This window comes from Siansivirga zeaxanthinifaciens CC-SAMT-1, from assembly GCF_000941055.1.
Taxonomy (GTDB): Bacteria; Bacteroidota; Bacteroidia; order Flavobacteriales; family Flavobacteriaceae; genus Siansivirga; species Siansivirga zeaxanthinifaciens.
Genome location: NZ_CP007202.1, coordinates 1,779,029 through 1,795,888 on the forward strand (window position 1 = coordinate 1,779,029; position 16,860 = coordinate 1,795,888).

Here is a 16,860-nt window from a genome sequence, read left to right on the forward strand (position 1 = left end):
AATTGATTGTTTTGTTAATGAAATGTAAAATAATTGTTAAAATGATAAAAAAATAAAAGTTTCTTGTAACACTTTGTAATGTAAGGCGTCTATTAAGTATATCAAAAAACGAAATCATTAATCAAAATCAAATCAAAAATCTTTCATCATGAAAAAAACAATCATTATCTCGGCAATCGCATTATGTTTTTCTGTAATTACAGTAAACGCGAAATCTTCAACCTTTAATTTTGAAAACAATAAAGTAACAACGGTTTACTTTAAAGTTAATTCTTTCTGTGTTTCTATCGCTAAAGGGGATATAGAAACCGTTCAAAAATTAATCGCAAGAGGCGAAGATGTTAACGAAAAATCTAATGGTATGACGCCATTAATGTACGCGGCAAAATATAATAGAGTTGAGATTTTAAATCTTTTAATTGAACGCGGCGCAAAACTTAAAACTAAAAGCGATAAAGGTTTAACAGCTTTAGAATATGCAGCATTGCATGGAGCTACAGACACACATGCCATTTTAGTTGCTGCATTAGAAAAATAAATAATTATAATATAACGCTATTTTAATTATTTGAGTTAGTCACTCTTAATAGAAAGCCCTGTCTTCAGGGCTTTTTTGTTTCTTATACTTTTAAATATTTACTCATTATAAAATGCAGGCCTATATCTTTAATTACAAAAGGCTCGCCAATGATGTTGAAATTGCAATTTCGATAAAAATTTACAGCGCCTTCTCGGGTATTGCACCAAATAACATCTGTGTTTTTTTGTTTTAGTATGGTTTCGGCATGATTTAAAATTTCTTTTCCTAATCCTTTTTTTTGAAATTCGTGTAAAACGGCCATGCCTCGCAGTTGGTACTGATGTTTTTCAGGAATTAAAGGATGGTTGTTTTTTAGAAATGAAGCTACCGCAGCTAGTTTTTGGTTTACATACAACCCTAAATGAAAGGTGTTTTCATAGTCATCGCCTTCGAAAACACAAGAATTTAAAGGCTTACCGGCTCTTAAAACAGGATGTCTAACAGCATGTGTTTCTCTAGCACTAATTTTTTTAATAATAGGTGTTGGGTTTGTATTCATTTTATGCAGATAACAAGTTAAACATAAGCAATTTTAATTTTAACCTCATTTACTATTTGATTTTTTTCTTTGAGTAAGCGCTTTAAATTAACTGTAATTGATATGAGTTTATTTATTATGAGGCTTTTATGAAATTTACTATTTAATTTTTAAAAAAGTTGTTAATTTTTTTTGCTAAATAGGATAGCATTTTTATATATTTGCACGCGCTAATGCGGGAGTAGCTCAGTTGGTAGAGCGTCAGCCTTCCAAGCTGAATGTCGCCGGTTCGAACCCGGTCTCCCGCTCGAAAGCCTCATCAATTTGATGAGGCTTTTTTTATGTTATAAAGTTTGCTGTTTTAATTGGCATCACAATTACCAATTTTTATCTAAAAAAGTCCTCTTTAGTTTAAATGATTTAATTGCGTGCCAGGATTAACTTCGTAAGGTGTTTTGTTATGTTCGAAAATACGCGCTGTTAATGGGCCATTCAATATAATTGAAGATTCGTTTACATGTAACCAGCTGCCTTCACGCAATCCTATTACTGGTGGCGTGTTATAATGATGAAATTCGTTTATACGCGTTTCACGAGTTTCTCCCATGTGTTTACTTGTAGGGTCTGGGTCTAGGTAATGCGGATTTATATTAAAAGGTACCAATGCCAAAGCATTAAAACTTGGCGGATAGACAATGGGCATATCGTTGGTAGTTTTTATTGTAAGACCACAAATATTACTTCCCGCACTGGTTCCTAGGTAAGGGGTACCGCTTTTAACTGCATTTTGTATGGGTGTAATTAAATTGTTTTTGTAAAGCTGATAAGTTAATACAAAGGTATTGCCGCCACCAACAAAAATACCTTCAGCTTGCTCAATAGCCTCAATAGGGTTTTCAAACTCATGAATACTTTTTACGGTTTTATTGATTTTAGATAATCCTTTTTGGGCAATGGCCGTATAAGCATCATGGCTTATGCCTCCGGGTCTTGCATAAGGTATAAATAAAATGGTTTTTGCATTTGCAAAGAAGGTTTCTAAAGTTTCCAGTAAATATTCTAAATAAGTACTGCCATGAATGGTAGAGGTACTTGCAATTATTATGTTTTTCATAAAATTTCTTTAATATGGTAAAGCTAATTAATTATTGTGTTTAACAAAAGTTTAGATGATTTTGAGATGAAAATAATATTTAAATATCTTAACTTTATAAAAAAAAATATGAAAAAATTACTGCTATTTGTCGCTTGTTTTGTTACTATGCTTGTGAATTCGCAAGATTTTAAACGTTTAGTTGTTGATGGTAAAATTATTGTTGAAAGCAATGATGTTTCAGGCATTACGGTATTCAACACCTCTTCAAATAAAGGGGTGGTTACAGACGATAATGGCGAATTTAAATTGGCAGTTCGGCTTAACGATATTATTACCGTTAGTGCTTTGCAATTTCAAAATATCGAGTTTAAAGTGAATCAATCGATTATGGCCTCGTTAAAAATGAAAATATTTTTAATAGAAGAAATAAACGCCTTACCAGAAATTGTTTTATTGCCAAATAAATTAACAGGTGAACTAGAAACCGATATGCAAAAAACAAAACGTTTTACGCCCAAGCTAAACGCTTTTTATTACGGCATTAAGAGTCCCGATATAGTAAAATTTGAACCAGATAATAAGTCGCAAGTACAAAACACAGCCATTGACAGGCAACATGTTACTATGGTAAATGGTTTAAATATTAAAAATGTTGTAGACCAATTACTTTTACCATTATTTAGATCGAAAGCCGATAGTAAAGAAGAAAAAGGTATTCCCGAAGTTCCAGTAGATGCCATAAAATATTATTTTGGTTCAGAATTTTTAACCGATAATTTTAATATTCCCGAACATCGAGTTGAGGAATTTATAAGGTATGTCGAGCGCGATGGGTTTGATTATACATTATTAAATTATGGTAACGAAATGCAGTTTTTAGAGCATCTACTCACCGAAAGCCAAGCTTTTTTAAAAAATAAAAAGTAGTTTTGATGAAGAAGATCTCTTTTTAACAAAATATTAGTTAACGTTTACATTTTATTTAAGAATTGAAAAGCGTTCTTTATGATGTAAATTAAAAGCACTTGAGATATTTTGTAACAATTACATTTGCGTTTTTATGTTCTAACTTATTATGGACTCAAAGCATAGAGCGTCACGATTTAGAGGGTCAAGTTTTTGCCAGTTCGAATGATGTCGAGGGCGTAACCATTTTTAATACATCTACCAACAAAGGAACAATAACCAATGAAAAAGGGGAGTTCCGTATTTTTGCTGCTGAAAATGATATATTAGAAATTTCGGCATTACAATTTCAACCACAAAAAATTACAATTACTAAGGATGTTTTAAAATTAAAAACACTCAAGTTGTTTTTAGTAGAGCATGTAAATAGTTTAGATGCCGTTTTTTTAATGTTTGGTCTTACAGGAAATATTAACCAAGATATTGAGAATGCTGGTAATGCGCCTGTTATTCAATTGAATTTAGGCAACTTAGATAACTTAGAGTTTTTTGATGATCGTTCGCTTGATAATAGGGTTGTTGCCAATGCGCTTAATTCAATTACCAATAAAGGTGGACTTTACAACGGAGTTAATTTTGTGAGCCTTTTTAAAGGTTTATTGAAATCTAAAAAGAATAAAAAGTCCAAAACAAATAATGAAAAGGTGCCATTTACTCAACACAAAACACTAACCGATATTTACACCCACAAGTATATTAGTGAGACCTTTAATATGCCTTTAGGACAAGTTGAAGCTTTTGTGGCGTATGTTGAGAATAAAGGCATTCCCGAAAATTTATATAGTGAAGAACAAGCGTTTAATCGAATTGATTATTTGGTAAAACAACGTGACTTATTTTTATCGCTTCCGAATGTTAAAAACTAAACTTCTTATATTATTCTTGTTCACGCTTCAATTAAGTGTGGGCCAAACTATTGAAATTACTGGAAGCGTAGAAAGTAAAGACGATGTAGAGAATATTCATGTGATTAACCAAACCCAACAAAAATTTACAATTACTAATGCCAAAGGCGAATTTGTAATTCCTGTAAAATTAAACGATACGCTTACTTTTTCATCCATTCAGAGTAAATTAAAAACCGTTATAATCGATAAACATGTATTGCTTTTTAAAGCATTAAAAGTGGTATTGGAAGAGCAGGTAAATGCCTTAGATGAAGTTGTTGTAGGTAAAATATTAACAGGTAATTTATTGTTAGATGTTCAAAATATGGAAGGCGATCCACCCATTAACTTTTACGACGTTGGTATTCCCGGATATACTGGAAAACCGGCAACTCAAAGTGAAAGGCGATTAAGTGAGGCATCAGAATTTAGTCCAAAAGCAGGAGGTTCTTTAGGAGGCGTAGGAGGTTCTGTTTCAGCAACTGCTATAATAAATGCTATTTCAGGAAGAACTAAAATGCTTAAAGCAAGAGTTAAGTTAGAAGAACGTGAAGAATTAATGCAAAGTATAAAAGGACGGTTGGCAAGAGATTTTTTTGCTACAAACCCTTTGAAAGAAGAACTTAAAATGGATTTTTTCTATTTCTGTGCAGATGATGAAAACTTTTTAAAGTATTGTAAAAATGAAACAGATTTTAATATTTTATTTTTTTTAAGAACAAAATATAACCAATACATTGAAAATTTAAAAGCGTCCAACGATTAATCCTTTCGGAATACTTTTTGTAAGCTTCTAAATAATTACTTTAGTAAAAAAATAAATAATGAAAATTTTTAAAATAACCCTATTCATTTGTGCCATTACATTTTTGTCTTTCACAAGTTTGCACAAATATTATATAAGTGTTACTCAAATAGAATTTGTTAAAGAAAAACATGCCGTTCAAATAATTTCTAGAATTTTTATTGACGATTTAGAAAAATTATTGCGAGAGCGTTACGACGAATCAATCACGCTCGTTGGACCAGATGAACCTGAAATTACCAATACTTATATTTCAAAATATTTAAACGAAAAGTTTAAAGTAAAAATTAATGGGAAGCCTGTTTCTGTAAATTTTATTGGTAAAGAATATGATTGCGATATTACAAAGTGTTACCTAGAAATTTTAAATGTAAAATCGATTGAATCGATTGAAATAAGTAATCAAGTCTTGTTTGATATTTTTCCAGATCAACAAAATATTATTAAAACAAAAATCAATTCAAAAGAAAAAAGTGCCATTCAAATTCTAGAAAAGCCTACCACTCTGTTAAAATTTAACTAAATAAACGTTAATTCATTTCATTTTTTATTGTAATCTAGCTTTTTTTGTTATTTAAAATTAATGAAATTGGTTAAAAACTAAATTTCATTTAAAAAAAATTAATCCAAACTATGATTAAACTTAAGTATTATTTCTTCAGTGTAGTTCTTATTTCTGCCAGCTTATTCTCGCAAGAGCAAACCCCAGTAAGAGAACAAGGTCATACAGATCAAAACAAGTTCAGACAAATGAAAGATGTGTTGCCTACCCCAAATGAGAGTAGAACAGCTTCAGGTGCTCCAGGTCATTTATACACACAACAACAGGTAGATTATTCTATCAATATTTTGTTGGATGAAGAAAAAAATAAAATTTTTGGCGACGAAAATATAACCTATCACAATAATTCTAAAGATAAGTTAGAATATTTATGGGTTCAGTTAGATCAAAACATGAGATCGAGAACCTCTAAAACTCCAGATATCGCCACAGAAAGTTTTAACGCTCCTTTTAATGGGGTACAATCTTTTACAAAAGCTAATTTAAAAAAGCAATTTGATGGCGGTTTTAACATCGATTATGTTAAAAATGAAAATGGTGGCGATTTATCATACACAATTAATCAAACCATGATGCGCATTAATTTACCAAAGCCACTAGCGCCAGGGGAAACTTTCAAATTTAGCATCAAATGGAATTATAATATTAATGATATTAATGTTGATGGTGGTCGTTCTGGTTTAGAAACCTTTCCAGATGGAAATAATAACTACACCATTGCACAGTTTTATCCCAGACTATGTGTGTATGATAATGTTGAAGGTTGGCAAAATATGCAATTCTGGGGACGCAGTGAATTTGCTTTAGAGTTTGGAGATTTTGATGTAAAAATTACCGTTCCTGCCGATCATATTATGGAAGCGACAGGCGACTTGCAAAATGCCAAAGATATTTTAACGAAAGAACAATTAAAACGTTTAGATCAAGCTAAAAAATCGTTTAAAGATCCAGTTTTTATTGTAACCGAAGCAGAAGCTAAAGTGGCAGAAACAAAGCGTAGTACAAAAACTAAAACATGGCATTATAAAGCCGAGAATGTTCGGGATTTTGCTTTTGCAACATCTAGAAAATATATATGGGATGCCATGGCTGTAAATATTAACGGACGCGCTGTTATGGCTATTTCATTATATCCTAAAGAAGGAAATCCACTTTGGGAAGAGCACTCCACTCGTGTAGTTGCCAATACTTTAGAAGAATACTCTAAATTAACATTTGATTACCCATACAACAAAGCCGTATCGGTACATTCAGAAAGACAAGGTATGGAGTACCCAATGATTTGCTTCAACTTTGGGAGACCAAATGCCGACGGCACTTATTCAGAGCGTACAAAACATGGAATGATTGGGGTAATTACCCACGAAGTTGGTCATAACTTTTTCCCAATGATTGTAAACAGCGACGAGCGCCAGTGGACGTGGATGGACGAAGGCTTAAACTCTTTTGTTGAGACCTTAGCAGAGCTAGATTACGATCCAGAATACGAAACAGGAAACCTGCCTAAAAATATTGTGCCTTACATGGGCGGTGATCAAAGTTATATTTCACCAATCATGTCTCAAGGCGATTATGTATACCAATTTGGACCCAATGCATACACCAAACCAGCTGCTGGTTTATATATGTTAAGACAAACCATCATGGGGTCAGAATTATTCGATTATGCTTTTAGAACTTACGCGCAACGTTGGATGTTTAAACACCCAACACCAGCCGATTTCTTCCGAACCATGGAAGATGCTTCTGCAATGGATTTAGATTGGTTCTGGAGAGGTTGGTTCTACACCACAGACTACACCGATATAGGTGTTAAAGAGGTTAAAAAATATTATTTAACAGACAAACCAACAGAGCAAGCCGAAGAAGCTGCTAAACGTTATAACATGAATCTTGAGGATTATAAAGATAAATTAATTTATTATGCCGAAGCTCAAGATGGTGTGACGCCTAAAGACGAAAAGAAAATATCAGATTTTAAAGTTTTAAACGATTATTTACAAACATTAAGTCCTGCCGAAAAAGCAGATTTAAACAAGGCGCCTAATTATTTTTACGAAGTAACGTTCGATAAGCCAGGCGGATTAGTAATGCCTATTATTGTTGAAATTACTTTTGAAGATGGCTCTAAAGAAAGAAAAACATTCCCAGCACAAATTTGGAGATACAACGATAAAGAGGTTAAAAAAATATTTAAAACTGAAAAAGCTATTGCTAGTATTGTTGTCGATCCAGATTTAGAAACTGCCGATGTCGATACTACAAACAATACTTGGCCTAATAAAGAAGAGAAAAGTAAATTCGATCAATTTAAAGAGAAAGTAAAAGGATAACATTATGGTGAAATCAAAATTTGAAGGGAATAACATTTTAAATAGTTTAATATTTTTTCTTTTTGTTACAGCCTCTGTATTTGTGCATGCTCAAGAAGCAACACCACGAAAAGGAGGGCATACAAATACAAATAAATTTAAACAATTGTATGAAGAGTTTTCTACTCCAAATATGTATCGTTCGGCTTCTGGTGCCCCTGGTGCTGCATACTATCAACAACAGGCAGATTATAAAATGGATATTGTTTTGGACGATAAAAACTCGAAATTATCTGGTTTTGAAACCATAACATACACTAATAATTCACCAGATAATTTAAAATATCTTTGGGTGCAGTTAGATCAAAACATGCGAGCTAAAACCTCTAAAACACCATTAATTGAATCTACCGATGTAGCTCCTGTACAGCGTCCAGAACAATTTTACTCATCTTATCTAAAAGAAGATTTCGACGGTGGTTTTAATATTCAGGAGGTAAAAGACACCAATGGTAAACCACTACAATACATGATTAACAGCACGATGATGCGTGTAGAGTTACCAGAAGTTTTAAAATCGGGAGATAAGTTTTCATTCTCTGTAAAATGGTGGTATAACATCAATAATCATGTTGATGGCCGCGGACGTTCGGGCTACGAATATTTTCCTAAAGACGGAAACAAAGCCTTTATAATTGCACAGTTCTTTCCAAGAATGGCAGTTTATAACGATGTTGAAGGTTGGCAAAATTCACAATTTTATGGTCGTGACGAGTTTGCTTTACCTTTTGGTAATTACGAGGTTAACATTACCGTTCCTGCCGATCATATTCTAGACGGTACTGGTAAACTGGTAAACCGCAAAGAAGTTTTTACAAAAGACATGATGCAACGTTACGAACAGGCTAAAAAATCGTATGATAAGCCTGTAATTATTGTAACACAAGCCGAAGCAGAAGCTGCAGAAAAAGGGTTTTCTGATAAAACAAAAACTTGGAAACTACACGCCGAAAACGTGCGCGATTTTGCTTTTACAAGTTCAAGAAAATACATCTGGGATATGATGGCTGTTAAAATTGGTGGTAAAGATATCATGGCCGTATCATTATATCCTAAAGAAGGGAATCCGCTTTGGGAAGAATGGTCAACAAAAGCTGTAGCCAGTACTTTAGAGTCGTATTCTAGAATGACATTCGATTACCCATACCACAAAGCCATTTCAGTTCATGCCAAAAATCAAGGTATGGAATATCCAATGATTTGCTGGAATTACGGTAGACCAAACGAAGATGGCACCTATAGCGACCGCGTTAAATATGGCATGATGAGTGTTATTATTCACGAAGTAGGGCATAACTTCTTCCCAATGATTGTTAACAGCGACGAACGCCAATGGACCTGGATGGACGAAGGTTTAAATTCCTTTGTTCAATACGTTGCCGAACAAGACTTTGCTAAAAAATATTCAAACGTTTTGTCGCCACAAGATAAAGTATATCCTTCCAGACGCGGTCCAGCGAAAAACATAATTAGTTACATGGCCGGTAATCAAGATTTTATTGCACCCATTATGACTAAAGGTTTAAACACCTACCAATTCGGTAATAATGCTTACGGTAAGCCAGCTACGGCTTTAAATATTTTACGTGAAACCGTTATGGGCGAGGAGCTATTCGATTACGCATTTAGAGAATATGCTCACCGTTGGATGTTTAAACACCCAACACCAGAAGATTTCTTTAGAACCATGGAAGATGCCACCGCATTCGATTTAGATTGGTTTTGGAGAGGTTGGTTTTACACAACAGACTGGGTAGATATAGGAATTAAAGATGTTAAAAAATACTACGTATCCTCCGAACCAAACAAATACATCAAAGATTTAGCTAAAGAAAACAATCGTAGTTTAAGCGATTTACCACCTTTAGTGTATTTGGTAGAAGAGGGCAGCGACGAATTTAAAGAAACCCTTAAAAACGGTTCGGTACTAGATAATTCTACCTCACTTAAAGAATATTTAATGGATAATTTTACGCCCGAAGAACGTAAAAATATAAAGCAACCTAAATATTTCTACAACATTACCTTTAACAAACCAGGCGGATTGGTAATGCCCATTATTGTAGAGTACACCTATGCCGATGGGTCTAAAAAAACAGAAACCTATCCAGCCGAAATATGGAGATTGAACGATAACGAAGTTAGTAAAGCCATCGCTTCAGATAAAGAAATTGTAGGCATTCAAATCGATCCAAACGAGGGCACTGCCGATATCGATACATCGAATAACACCTGGCCAAAACAAGAGGTTAAAAGCGATTTCGATCAATTCAAATCAAAAGTTAATAACTAACTTTAAGCAAATAAAAACAAAAAGGGATGCCGTAAAAAGCATCCCTTTTTTTATAAACATAAACGTTTTATTAACAACAATAAACTAATCAAATTAAAAACAACTTAGTATATTTGTAGCGTGAAAATACTACCTACATTATTATTTATTAGTGGCGCAGAAATAGCCTTCATCCTATTTATAGTGATTATGGTTTTTGGTGCCGATAAATTACCCGAAATCGCTCGCGGTATGGGAAAAGGTATGCGCGTACTTAAAGACGCTACCAACGATGTAAAACGCGAAATAAACAATTCGGCCAAAACCAACGGTATCGACACCAGCATCGTTTCAGATGTAAAAAAACAACTCGATAGCGTAAAAGACGATCTAGACGAATTCACAGGCTCGGTAAAACGAAAACTATAAATTCTTTGGGCGTTACCCCAAACCTTTAGTAAGCCAGGTTTGTGGTCGGGCTATACGTTACAATCTTTTTGCTCGTACCCTCGCAAAAAGGATTTCCACTGCTATCCCTAACGCAACGCCACCCAAGTAAAGTGCACTTAAAAGTATTTACAGCTTTACCAAAGGCCTTATAAAATAAATCTCTATAGTTTTCTACTAACGGTTAAACCATCTCGAATAGGTAGTAAAACAGTTTCTATTCTTGGGTCGTTTTTTAAAAGCGTGTTATAATCTAAAACAGCTTTTGTAGAAGTATCTTTAGCATCTAAGGGCTCTACAACCTTTCCATGCCACAGCACATTATCCGATAAAATTATACCACCCGGATTAAGCTTATCAATAATGGCATGAAAATAATTCACATAATTAGGTTTGTCAGCATCAATAAAAACCAAATCAAACATGAGATCCAGTTGAGGTATCACCTCAAGGGCGTTCCCCAAATGCTGAAAAATTTGATGTCCGTATCCCGATTTGTCAAAGTATTTTCTTTGGAAATCAACCAATTCTTCATTCACATCAATGGTATGTACTTCCCCGTCTTTTTGAACACCTTCGGCCAGGCAAAGTGTAGCATAGCCCGTAAAAGTGCCCAATTCTAAAATGTATTTAGGATGTTTAAGTTTAGAAATCATACTTAAAACACGTCCTTGATAAGGACCGCTAAGCATAATAGGTTGTAATATTTTTTGATAGGTTTCGCGTGTAAGCTGTTGTAATAATTCTGGTTCGGCTTCCGAGTGTGCCACAACATAATCATCTAAATCTTCAGGTAAAAAATACATTAACTTAAAATTCTATTTATTAATTTTTGTTTAGCAGCCTCGTCTTCACCACAAAGCCATTTTATTACATTGTCTTGCCAAATGGCATCGTGTTCTGTTGGCGTAATAATCTTGCGCTCTAAAGCTAAATCTAATATTTTTCCGGGGTACGACGATTGTTTTGCGCTTTCCATTTCACCCAAAGGGTACGGGTCGTCTAATCCCATAAGCACCTGTTTCGAACCATGATTTTTTATAAGTAATTCCAAGTCACCAGTATCATGAACTAAGGTGTCGAAAAAAATGTTTTTATGGCCAACAGCTTTTCTGGGGTGGTGTTTTCCTTCAAACAAATCGGGTCTGCCATCAAACCCCTGTATACGTCGTCCTAAATTAATTTGAGCTAATTGTCCGCCATGCGCAAAACAAGTTCGCATGTTCGGGTATTTTTCCTGATAACCGTTTAAAGTTAAAAAATGGTAAGCATCGGCACATTGTGCTAACATCCAAATTAAATGAAAACGCCATGAGGTGTTCTCCAGTTTTATAAATTTTTCACCATCGTAGGGATGAATTTCTACGGCTAAATTGTATTTGTTAGCCAATTCAAAAATGGGTTCGTTTTCCTCATCAAAAATACAACGCCAGGTACCAATGGTATCCATAAAATGCGTTGGTAAACAAAGCAGTTGTAGGCCGTGAGTTTCAACACACCGTTCAATTTCCCAGCAAGCGCTTCTAACAAAACCAGGATGCACCACAAAACCACAAGTAAATTTACTCGGATTATCATGTTGTATGCGGGCATTAAAATCATTTTGAAAACGTAAGGCCTGCTTCATTTCCTCAACACGTAAACCATTACCATACAATTGCGATAAATTCAATACAACTGCATGGTCAATTTTGTTGCGTTCCATCCATTCCAGTTTTTCGTGCAAGAAAAAACTCGAGTCGGTAACGGGGCGGCTCCAATCTTTTTGCAACATATATTTTCGGTCTTTATCAACCCAAAAAATACCTTTTTCCTGCATAAAACTCGGAATTTCTTCCGGGTAGGGCAGTAAATGCGAATGTCCGTTAATACGAAGTTTACGTGTCATAAAAATTTAATCAATTTTTACTTTTTTTGGAGGTTCCATAATTTCACCACAATTAGGGCAGGTGCGTTTATCTTCGTCGCTGTAATAATGGTCGAAAATTTTAGGCATATCGGTTTCAATATTCTTAACAGCAAAATCTTCTTCATAAAGTTTTGTTGTACAATTTTCGCAAAACCAAAGCAGGGCATCTCGCATACCTTCGGGACGCTTATATTCAATAACCAACCCAACGGTATTGGCGCCGCGTTGTGGCGAATGTGGTACTTTGGGAGGCAATAAAAATATCTCACCCTCTTTTATGGTTATATCTTTAGGCGTACCCTTATCGATAACTTTTAAAACGATATCGCCTTCAACCTGATAGAAAAATTCTGGGGTTTCGTTGTAATGATAATCCTTACGATTGTTGGGGCCACCAACCACCATCACAATAAAATCGCCATCCTTCCAAACCACTTTATTACCCACCGGAGGCTTTAATAAATGTCTGTTTTCTTCAATCCAGGCTTTAAAATTTATTGGTGAAACTAATTTGCTCATTCCATTATATTTTATGGCGTGTCCCTATCGGGTCAGGCTTTCCGCTAAATCTTTTTGTGAAAAACAAAAAGGATATCGCTTCAATCCTTCACGCGGGTTTATTTGTGAGTTAAATTTACAAAGATTTTGTTCGGCCACCATCAACAGGTATGTTAATTCCGTTAATATAACCAGCCGCTTCGCTAGCAAGAAAAGTTACCGCATGGGCCGTTTCTTCGGGTTTTGCAAAACGTTTAGCAGGCGTATAATTTTTCATTATTTCGGTCATTTCTTCAATGCTCGTACCTTCGTTATTTGCTTTTATTTTAATAATTTCATTCAATCTTTCGGTTTCAGTAAAACCAGGTAAAACATTATTAACGGTAATACCAAAGGGCGCTAGTTCAATAGAAAGTGTTTTACTCCAGTTACCAACCGCACCTCGAATGGTATTGCTTACACCCAATCCAGGAATAGGTTCTTTAACCGAAGTAGATATAATATTTATAATTCTACCATAACCAATTTCTTTCATAAACGGAATCACCGTTTGTGCCAACACATGGTTGCATTTAACATGCAAAGTAAAGGCGTTATCAAACTCATCTAAACTCGCATTTAAAATGTCCCCACTTCGTGGGCCGCCGGTGTTGTTTACAAGAATATGAAACCCGGTTGTTTTATCGATATACTTAATAACTTGCTCTTGTAACTCACGCGGATTAGCAAAATCGGCCACAATATAATTATGGTTTTCACTATTTGGTAATTCGGCTAAAACCTGTTTTAACTTTTCACGATTTCTGGCTACCAGAGTAACATTAACGCCTTCGCTGGCTAAAGCGAAAGCTGTTGCTCTTCCTATTCCGGCAGTGCTGCCACAAACTAGGGCGTTTTTGTTGGTTAAGTTTAAGTTCATATTAATAATATCCTAGGTTAAATGTATTTACTCTAATTCTGTCTTCTTTTAAAATATTTGAATATACAATAATTGGCACTAGCATAAACCCAGCAATCACTAAGCTTGAATAAATACCGCCATATTTAAGTAGAAAAATGGGTACATAGTATATTAAAATGGGGGTTCCAACTAGAAATATAGCGCAAGCTATAATCAAAGCAAATTTGGACTCTTTTGCAAACAATTCATTTACTTTAAAAATATTATTGTGTTTACAGTGATTGCATGTTAAAGCTTTGGTTTTTCCTTCGTACATAACAAATTCAACTCTAGTTTTTTGATTAGAGTTGAAGCATATTTCACGTCTACATTTTATGCACTTTGCAAATAATTTCATAAAAATTATTTTAAACCAGCAATTCTATCATCTTCAAGAATAGCTTCTGTTTCTTGTTTTATTTTTTTTAAGTTAACTTCTAAATCATCATTTAAACTAATAACACCATCGGTTAACATATTTAAAATGGCTTTATCCTGAGCGCGCCCTTTTAACATGGCTTCTCTATAACCAATATTCTCGTTAAAGGTTACCAAAGAATATTTTGAAGCATAATCATTTGGGAACTCCTTTTCTAAAGCCATTTCTAAGTTACGCTTTTCTCTAAAAACAGCGTTGTTTACATGACCTTTCATTTCATGAAAATTATCAATAGCTAAATCGGCAATGGCATCGGTATCTTTTTTCCGTTTGGCTTCGTAAACTTTAAAAATAGTTTCCCAATCGCTTTTCGATTCTGGATTGGGGTGTGCTTCTAAAACCTGATCGAATTCTACAACATCTTCAAAAGACGCATTCATGCCTTGTCCGTAAAACGGCACAATAGCATGAGCGGCATCGCCCATTAATAGGGTGTTACCTTTATAATGCCAGGGCGAACATTTAACGGTTCCAAGCGGTGAGGTTGGATTTTTAAAAAAGTCTTCAACCAGATTTGGCATCAATTTTAAAGCATCTTTAAAATAGGTGCTAAAAAATTCTAACACACGCGCTTCCGTAGTTAAATTATTAAAATTGTAAGTGCCATCATCGTAACTTAAAAATAATGTTACTGTAAAGCTGCCGTCTAAATTAGGTAACGCAATAAGCATAAACGCCTCACGACCCCAAATATGCAAAGCGTTTTTAAAGGTTTTGTGCGCTCCGGTTTTATCTGGTAGAATACTTAATTCTTTGTAACCATGAGTTAGATAATCTTGCGAGAAACTAAATAAGAATTTTTTACCCAGATAATAACTTTTACGCATGGCAGAACCTGCACCGTCGGTAGCAAAAATAACATCGGCATTTATAACATGTTCGTTTTTAGATTCGTAATTATAAAATAGGGCGCTGGTATTTTCAAAATCGACACTTACACATTTGTTATTAAAATAGATGCTTACATTGTTTCGTTTTTCGGCTTCGGTAAGCAATAAGGCATTGAGGTCGTTTCTGGAAATGGAATTAATATATTCATTTTCGCGTCCGCTATAGGGTGCAAAAATGGTTTTGCCTGCCGTGTCGTGTAACATACGACCATGCATTGGAATACAAAGTGTTTTTACTTGTTGGTCGATGCCAACAAGCTTCATGGCTTTATTGCCTCGGTTTGAAAACGCAAGGTTTATTGAGCGCCCTGAGTCTAAGGTAATTTTTCTAAGATCGGGACGTTTTTCATAAACACTAACCTGATAGCCTCGTTGAGCCATTCGCAATGCCAAAAGACTTCCGCAAAGGCCCGCTCCGATAATTAATACATGTTGATTTTTAGGCATTTAATATGGTTTTTAAACGTTCAACTAAATAATAAACATCTTGAAACGAATTATATAAAGGGGTTGGAGCGCATCGAATAACATCGGGTTCGCGCCAATCGCTTATAACCCCAGCTTCGGTAAGTTTGTTGTGCAGGGTTTTATTAGCGTTTTTAACTTGAATAGAAAGCTGGCATCCACGTTCGTTTGGATGGTTGGGAGTGATTATTCTAATGGTGTCTTCGCCTAATGCTTTTAATAAGAATTCGAAATAACCGGTTAGTTTCTTCGATTTTTCAACGAGAGTTTCAAATCCAACCGTATTAAAAATATCTAATGACGCACGAATGGCAGCCATCGATAAAATGGGCGGATTCGATAGTTGCCAACCTTCGGCTCCAGGAAGCTGGTCGAACTCGTCGCGCATATTAAATCGTGTTTGTTTGTTGTGGCTCCACCAACCAGTAAATCGGTTTAGGTTTTTATTGTAAGCATGACGCTCATGTACAAAACAACCTCCTAAACTCCCAGGGCCGGAATTTAAATATTTATAGGTACACCAAACAGCAAAATCGGCACCCGAATCATGTAAATTAAGAGGCACATTTCCTGCTGCATGGGCACAATCGAACCCAACCATGCAACCGTATTTATGCCCTAGGGTTGTAATGCGTTTTAAATCGAAATACTGCCCTGTGTAATAGTTTAAGCCGCCAACCATGATGAGTGCTATTTCGTTGCCCTGTGTCTCTAAAATAGCTTCTAAGTCGGCGTAGTTTACTAACTCTTCACCTTCGCGTGGTTTCCAGAGTATAAGACCTTCTTTATCATCAAATCCATGGTGGCGTAATTGCGATTCTACAGCATATTTATCTGAAGGAAAAGCATCTGCTTCAATTAAAATTTTATAGCGTGTTTTGGTTGGTTTGTAAAACGAAACCATCATGAGATGCAGGTTTGTTGTTAAGGTATTCATAACCACAACTTCAATGGGTTTTGCACCAACAATTTTAGCCATGCTTTCTGTTAAAAATTCATGGTAGGGTAGCCACGGGTTTTTAGCTTCGGTATGACCTTCAACACCTAAATTAGCCCAATCTTCGAGCTCTTGATTTATGTAAGATTTGGTGTTTTTAGGTTGTAAACCAAGCGAGTTTCCTGTCATGTAAATCAAATCATTACCATGTTTGTCTTTTGGAATATGAAATTGATTTTTATAAGAAGCTGACGGGTCGTTTTCGTCTTGTTTTATAGCGAAATCGAGACCTAATTTATAATCGAACAAAATGAATA

The 16,860-nt window shown here is 34.9% G+C and carries 17 protein-coding genes and 1 tRNA gene; 9 read left to right on the forward strand and 9 right to left on the reverse strand.

All coding sequences use genetic code 11. From position 1 onward, the window contains the following. The first annotated feature begins 148 nt into the window (after nt 1–148). The gene (locus tag AW14_RS08080; RefSeq protein WP_044638355.1) at nt 149–538 is read left to right on the forward strand and encodes an ankyrin repeat domain-containing protein; all 390 of its coding nucleotides are present in this window, start codon (nt 149–151) and stop codon (nt 536–538) included. 82 nt (nt 539–620) lie between these two features. Here AW14_RS08080 and AW14_RS08085 read toward each other — a convergent pair whose 3' ends face one another. Further along, on the reverse strand, nt 621–1,079 hold the full coding sequence (locus tag AW14_RS08085; protein WP_044638356.1) for a GNAT family N-acetyltransferase: 459 nt from the start codon (nt 1,077–1,079) through the stop codon (nt 621–623). 214 nt (nt 1,080–1,293) lie between these two features. Here AW14_RS08085 and AW14_RS08090 point away from each other — a divergent pair. Continuing rightward, nucleotides 1,294–1,366 (forward strand) — tRNA-Gly (locus tag AW14_RS08090). Between the two features lie 98 nt (nt 1,367–1,464). Here AW14_RS08090 and pepE read toward each other — a convergent pair. Then, on the reverse strand, nt 1,465–2,172 hold the full coding sequence (gene pepE, locus AW14_RS08095; RefSeq protein ID WP_044638357.1) for a dipeptidase PepE: 708 nt from the start codon (nt 2,170–2,172) through the stop codon (nt 1,465–1,467). A 108-nt stretch (nt 2,173–2,280) separates the two neighbouring features. Here pepE and AW14_RS08100 point away from each other — a divergent pair, with 108 nt between their 5' ends. From AW14_RS08100 to AW14_RS08130, 7 genes are all read left to right on the forward strand, one after another. Then, entirely contained in the window at nt 2,281–3,081 is an 801-nt protein-coding gene (locus tag AW14_RS08100) for a carboxypeptidase-like regulatory domain-containing protein (protein WP_044638358.1), read from the forward strand. A gap of 98 nt (nt 3,082–3,179) precedes the next feature. Continuing rightward, a complete protein-coding gene (locus tag AW14_RS14475; RefSeq protein ID WP_052647456.1) occupies nt 3,180–3,986 on the forward strand; it encodes a carboxypeptidase-like regulatory domain-containing protein in 807 nt (268 codons plus the stop codon). Continuing rightward, nucleotides 3,973–4,773 (forward strand): hypothetical protein, encoded by an 801-nt coding sequence (locus AW14_RS08110; RefSeq protein WP_044638359.1) that lies wholly within the window; start codon nt 3,973–3,975, stop codon nt 4,771–4,773. Before AW14_RS14475 ends, AW14_RS08110 begins: the two co-directional genes overlap by 14 nt. A gap of 58 nt (nt 4,774–4,831) precedes the next feature. Beyond that, on the forward strand, nt 4,832–5,335 hold the full coding sequence (locus tag AW14_RS08115) for a DUF6702 family protein (protein ID WP_044638360.1): 504 nt from the start codon (nt 4,832–4,834) through the stop codon (nt 5,333–5,335). 110 nt (nt 5,336–5,445) lie between these two features. Continuing rightward, on the forward strand, nt 5,446–7,707 hold the full coding sequence (locus tag AW14_RS08120) for a M1 family metallopeptidase (RefSeq protein WP_044638361.1): 2,262 nt from the start codon (nt 5,446–5,448) through the stop codon (nt 7,705–7,707). Between the two features lie 4 nt (nt 7,708–7,711). Continuing rightward, nucleotides 7,712–10,039, forward strand: a complete 2,328-nt coding sequence (locus AW14_RS08125; protein ID WP_044638362.1) for a M1 family metallopeptidase — start codon at nt 7,712–7,714, stop codon at nt 10,037–10,039. Between the two features lie 126 nt (nt 10,040–10,165). After that, nucleotides 10,166–10,447 (forward strand): Sec-independent protein translocase subunit TatA/TatB, encoded by a 282-nt coding sequence (locus AW14_RS08130; RefSeq protein ID WP_044639553.1) that lies wholly within the window; start codon nt 10,166–10,168, stop codon nt 10,445–10,447. Between the two features lie 182 nt (nt 10,448–10,629). Here the strand turns inward: AW14_RS08130 and AW14_RS08135 are convergent, their stop codons facing one another. The 7 genes from AW14_RS08135 to kynU all read right to left on the reverse strand — a co-directional run bounded on the left by AW14_RS08135 (nt 10,630) and on the right by kynU (nt 16,852). Further along, on the reverse strand, nt 10,630–11,271 hold the full coding sequence (locus AW14_RS08135; protein ID WP_044638363.1) for an O-methyltransferase: 642 nt from the start codon (nt 11,269–11,271) through the stop codon (nt 10,630–10,632). Beyond that, nucleotides 11,271–12,353, reverse strand: a complete 1,083-nt coding sequence (locus tag AW14_RS08140; protein ID WP_044638364.1) for an amidohydrolase family protein — start codon at nt 12,351–12,353, stop codon at nt 11,271–11,273. The genes AW14_RS08135 and AW14_RS08140 overlap by 1 nt, the downstream gene beginning before the upstream one ends. A gap of 6 nt (nt 12,354–12,359) precedes the next feature. Further along, nucleotides 12,360–12,893, reverse strand: coding sequence for a 3-hydroxyanthranilate 3,4-dioxygenase (locus AW14_RS08145; RefSeq protein ID WP_044638365.1), 534 nt, complete (start codon nt 12,891–12,893; stop codon nt 12,360–12,362). 115 nt (nt 12,894–13,008) lie between these two features. Further along, on the reverse strand, nt 13,009–13,791 hold the full coding sequence (locus AW14_RS08150; RefSeq protein ID WP_044638366.1) for an SDR family oxidoreductase: 783 nt from the start codon (nt 13,789–13,791) through the stop codon (nt 13,009–13,011). Nucleotide 13,792: 1 nt separating this feature from the next. Beyond that, nucleotides 13,793–14,170 (reverse strand): hypothetical protein, encoded by a 378-nt coding sequence (locus tag AW14_RS08155; protein WP_154662140.1) that lies wholly within the window; start codon nt 14,168–14,170, stop codon nt 13,793–13,795. Between the two features lie 5 nt (nt 14,171–14,175). After that, a complete protein-coding gene (locus AW14_RS08160) occupies nt 14,176–15,588 on the reverse strand; it encodes an FAD-dependent oxidoreductase (RefSeq protein WP_044638368.1) in 1,413 nt (470 codons plus the stop codon). Continuing rightward, nucleotides 15,581–16,852 (reverse strand): kynureninase, encoded by a 1,272-nt coding sequence (kynU, locus tag AW14_RS08165; protein ID WP_044638369.1) that lies wholly within the window; start codon nt 16,850–16,852, stop codon nt 15,581–15,583. The genes AW14_RS08160 and kynU overlap by 8 nt, the downstream gene beginning before the upstream one ends. Between the last annotated feature and the right edge of the window lie 8 nt (nt 16,853–16,860).

Coding starts and splice junctions, on each gene's coding strand:
- AW14_RS08100 (WP_044638358.1), top strand. CDS start 2,281: ATGAAAAAATTACTGCTATTTGTCGCTTGTTTTGTTACTATGCTTGTG.
- AW14_RS08145 (WP_044638365.1), bottom strand. CDS start 12,893: ATGAGCAAATTAGTTTCACCAATAAATTTTAAAGCCTGGATTGAAGAA.
- pepE (WP_044638357.1), bottom strand. CDS start 2,172: ATGAAAAACATAATAATTGCAAGTACCTCTACCATTCATGGCAGTACT.
- AW14_RS08155 (WP_154662140.1), bottom strand. CDS start 14,170: ATGAAATTATTTGCAAAGTGCATAAAATGTAGACGTGAAATATGCTTC.
- AW14_RS08125 (WP_044638362.1), top strand. CDS start 7,712: ATGGTGAAATCAAAATTTGAAGGGAATAACATTTTAAATAGTTTAATA.
- AW14_RS08140 (WP_044638364.1), bottom strand. CDS start 12,353: ATGACACGTAAACTTCGTATTAACGGACATTCGCATTTACTGCCCTAC.
- AW14_RS08080 (WP_044638355.1), top strand. CDS start 149: ATGAAAAAAACAATCATTATCTCGGCAATCGCATTATGTTTTTCTGTA.
- AW14_RS08085 (WP_044638356.1), bottom strand. CDS start 1,079: ATGAATACAAACCCAACACCTATTATTAAAAAAATTAGTGCTAGAGAA.
- AW14_RS08110 (WP_044638359.1), top strand. CDS start 3,973: ATGTTAAAAACTAAACTTCTTATATTATTCTTGTTCACGCTTCAATTA.
- AW14_RS08120 (WP_044638361.1), top strand. CDS start 5,446: ATGATTAAACTTAAGTATTATTTCTTCAGTGTAGTTCTTATTTCTGCC.
- AW14_RS08160 (WP_044638368.1), bottom strand. CDS start 15,588: ATGCCTAAAAATCAACATGTATTAATTATCGGAGCGGGCCTTTGCGGA.
- AW14_RS08115 (WP_044638360.1), top strand. CDS start 4,832: ATGAAAATTTTTAAAATAACCCTATTCATTTGTGCCATTACATTTTTG.
- AW14_RS08135 (WP_044638363.1), bottom strand. CDS start 11,271: ATGTATTTTTTACCTGAAGATTTAGATGATTATGTTGTGGCACACTCG.
- AW14_RS08150 (WP_044638366.1), bottom strand. CDS start 13,791: ATGAACTTAAACTTAACCAACAAAAACGCCCTAGTTTGTGGCAGCACT.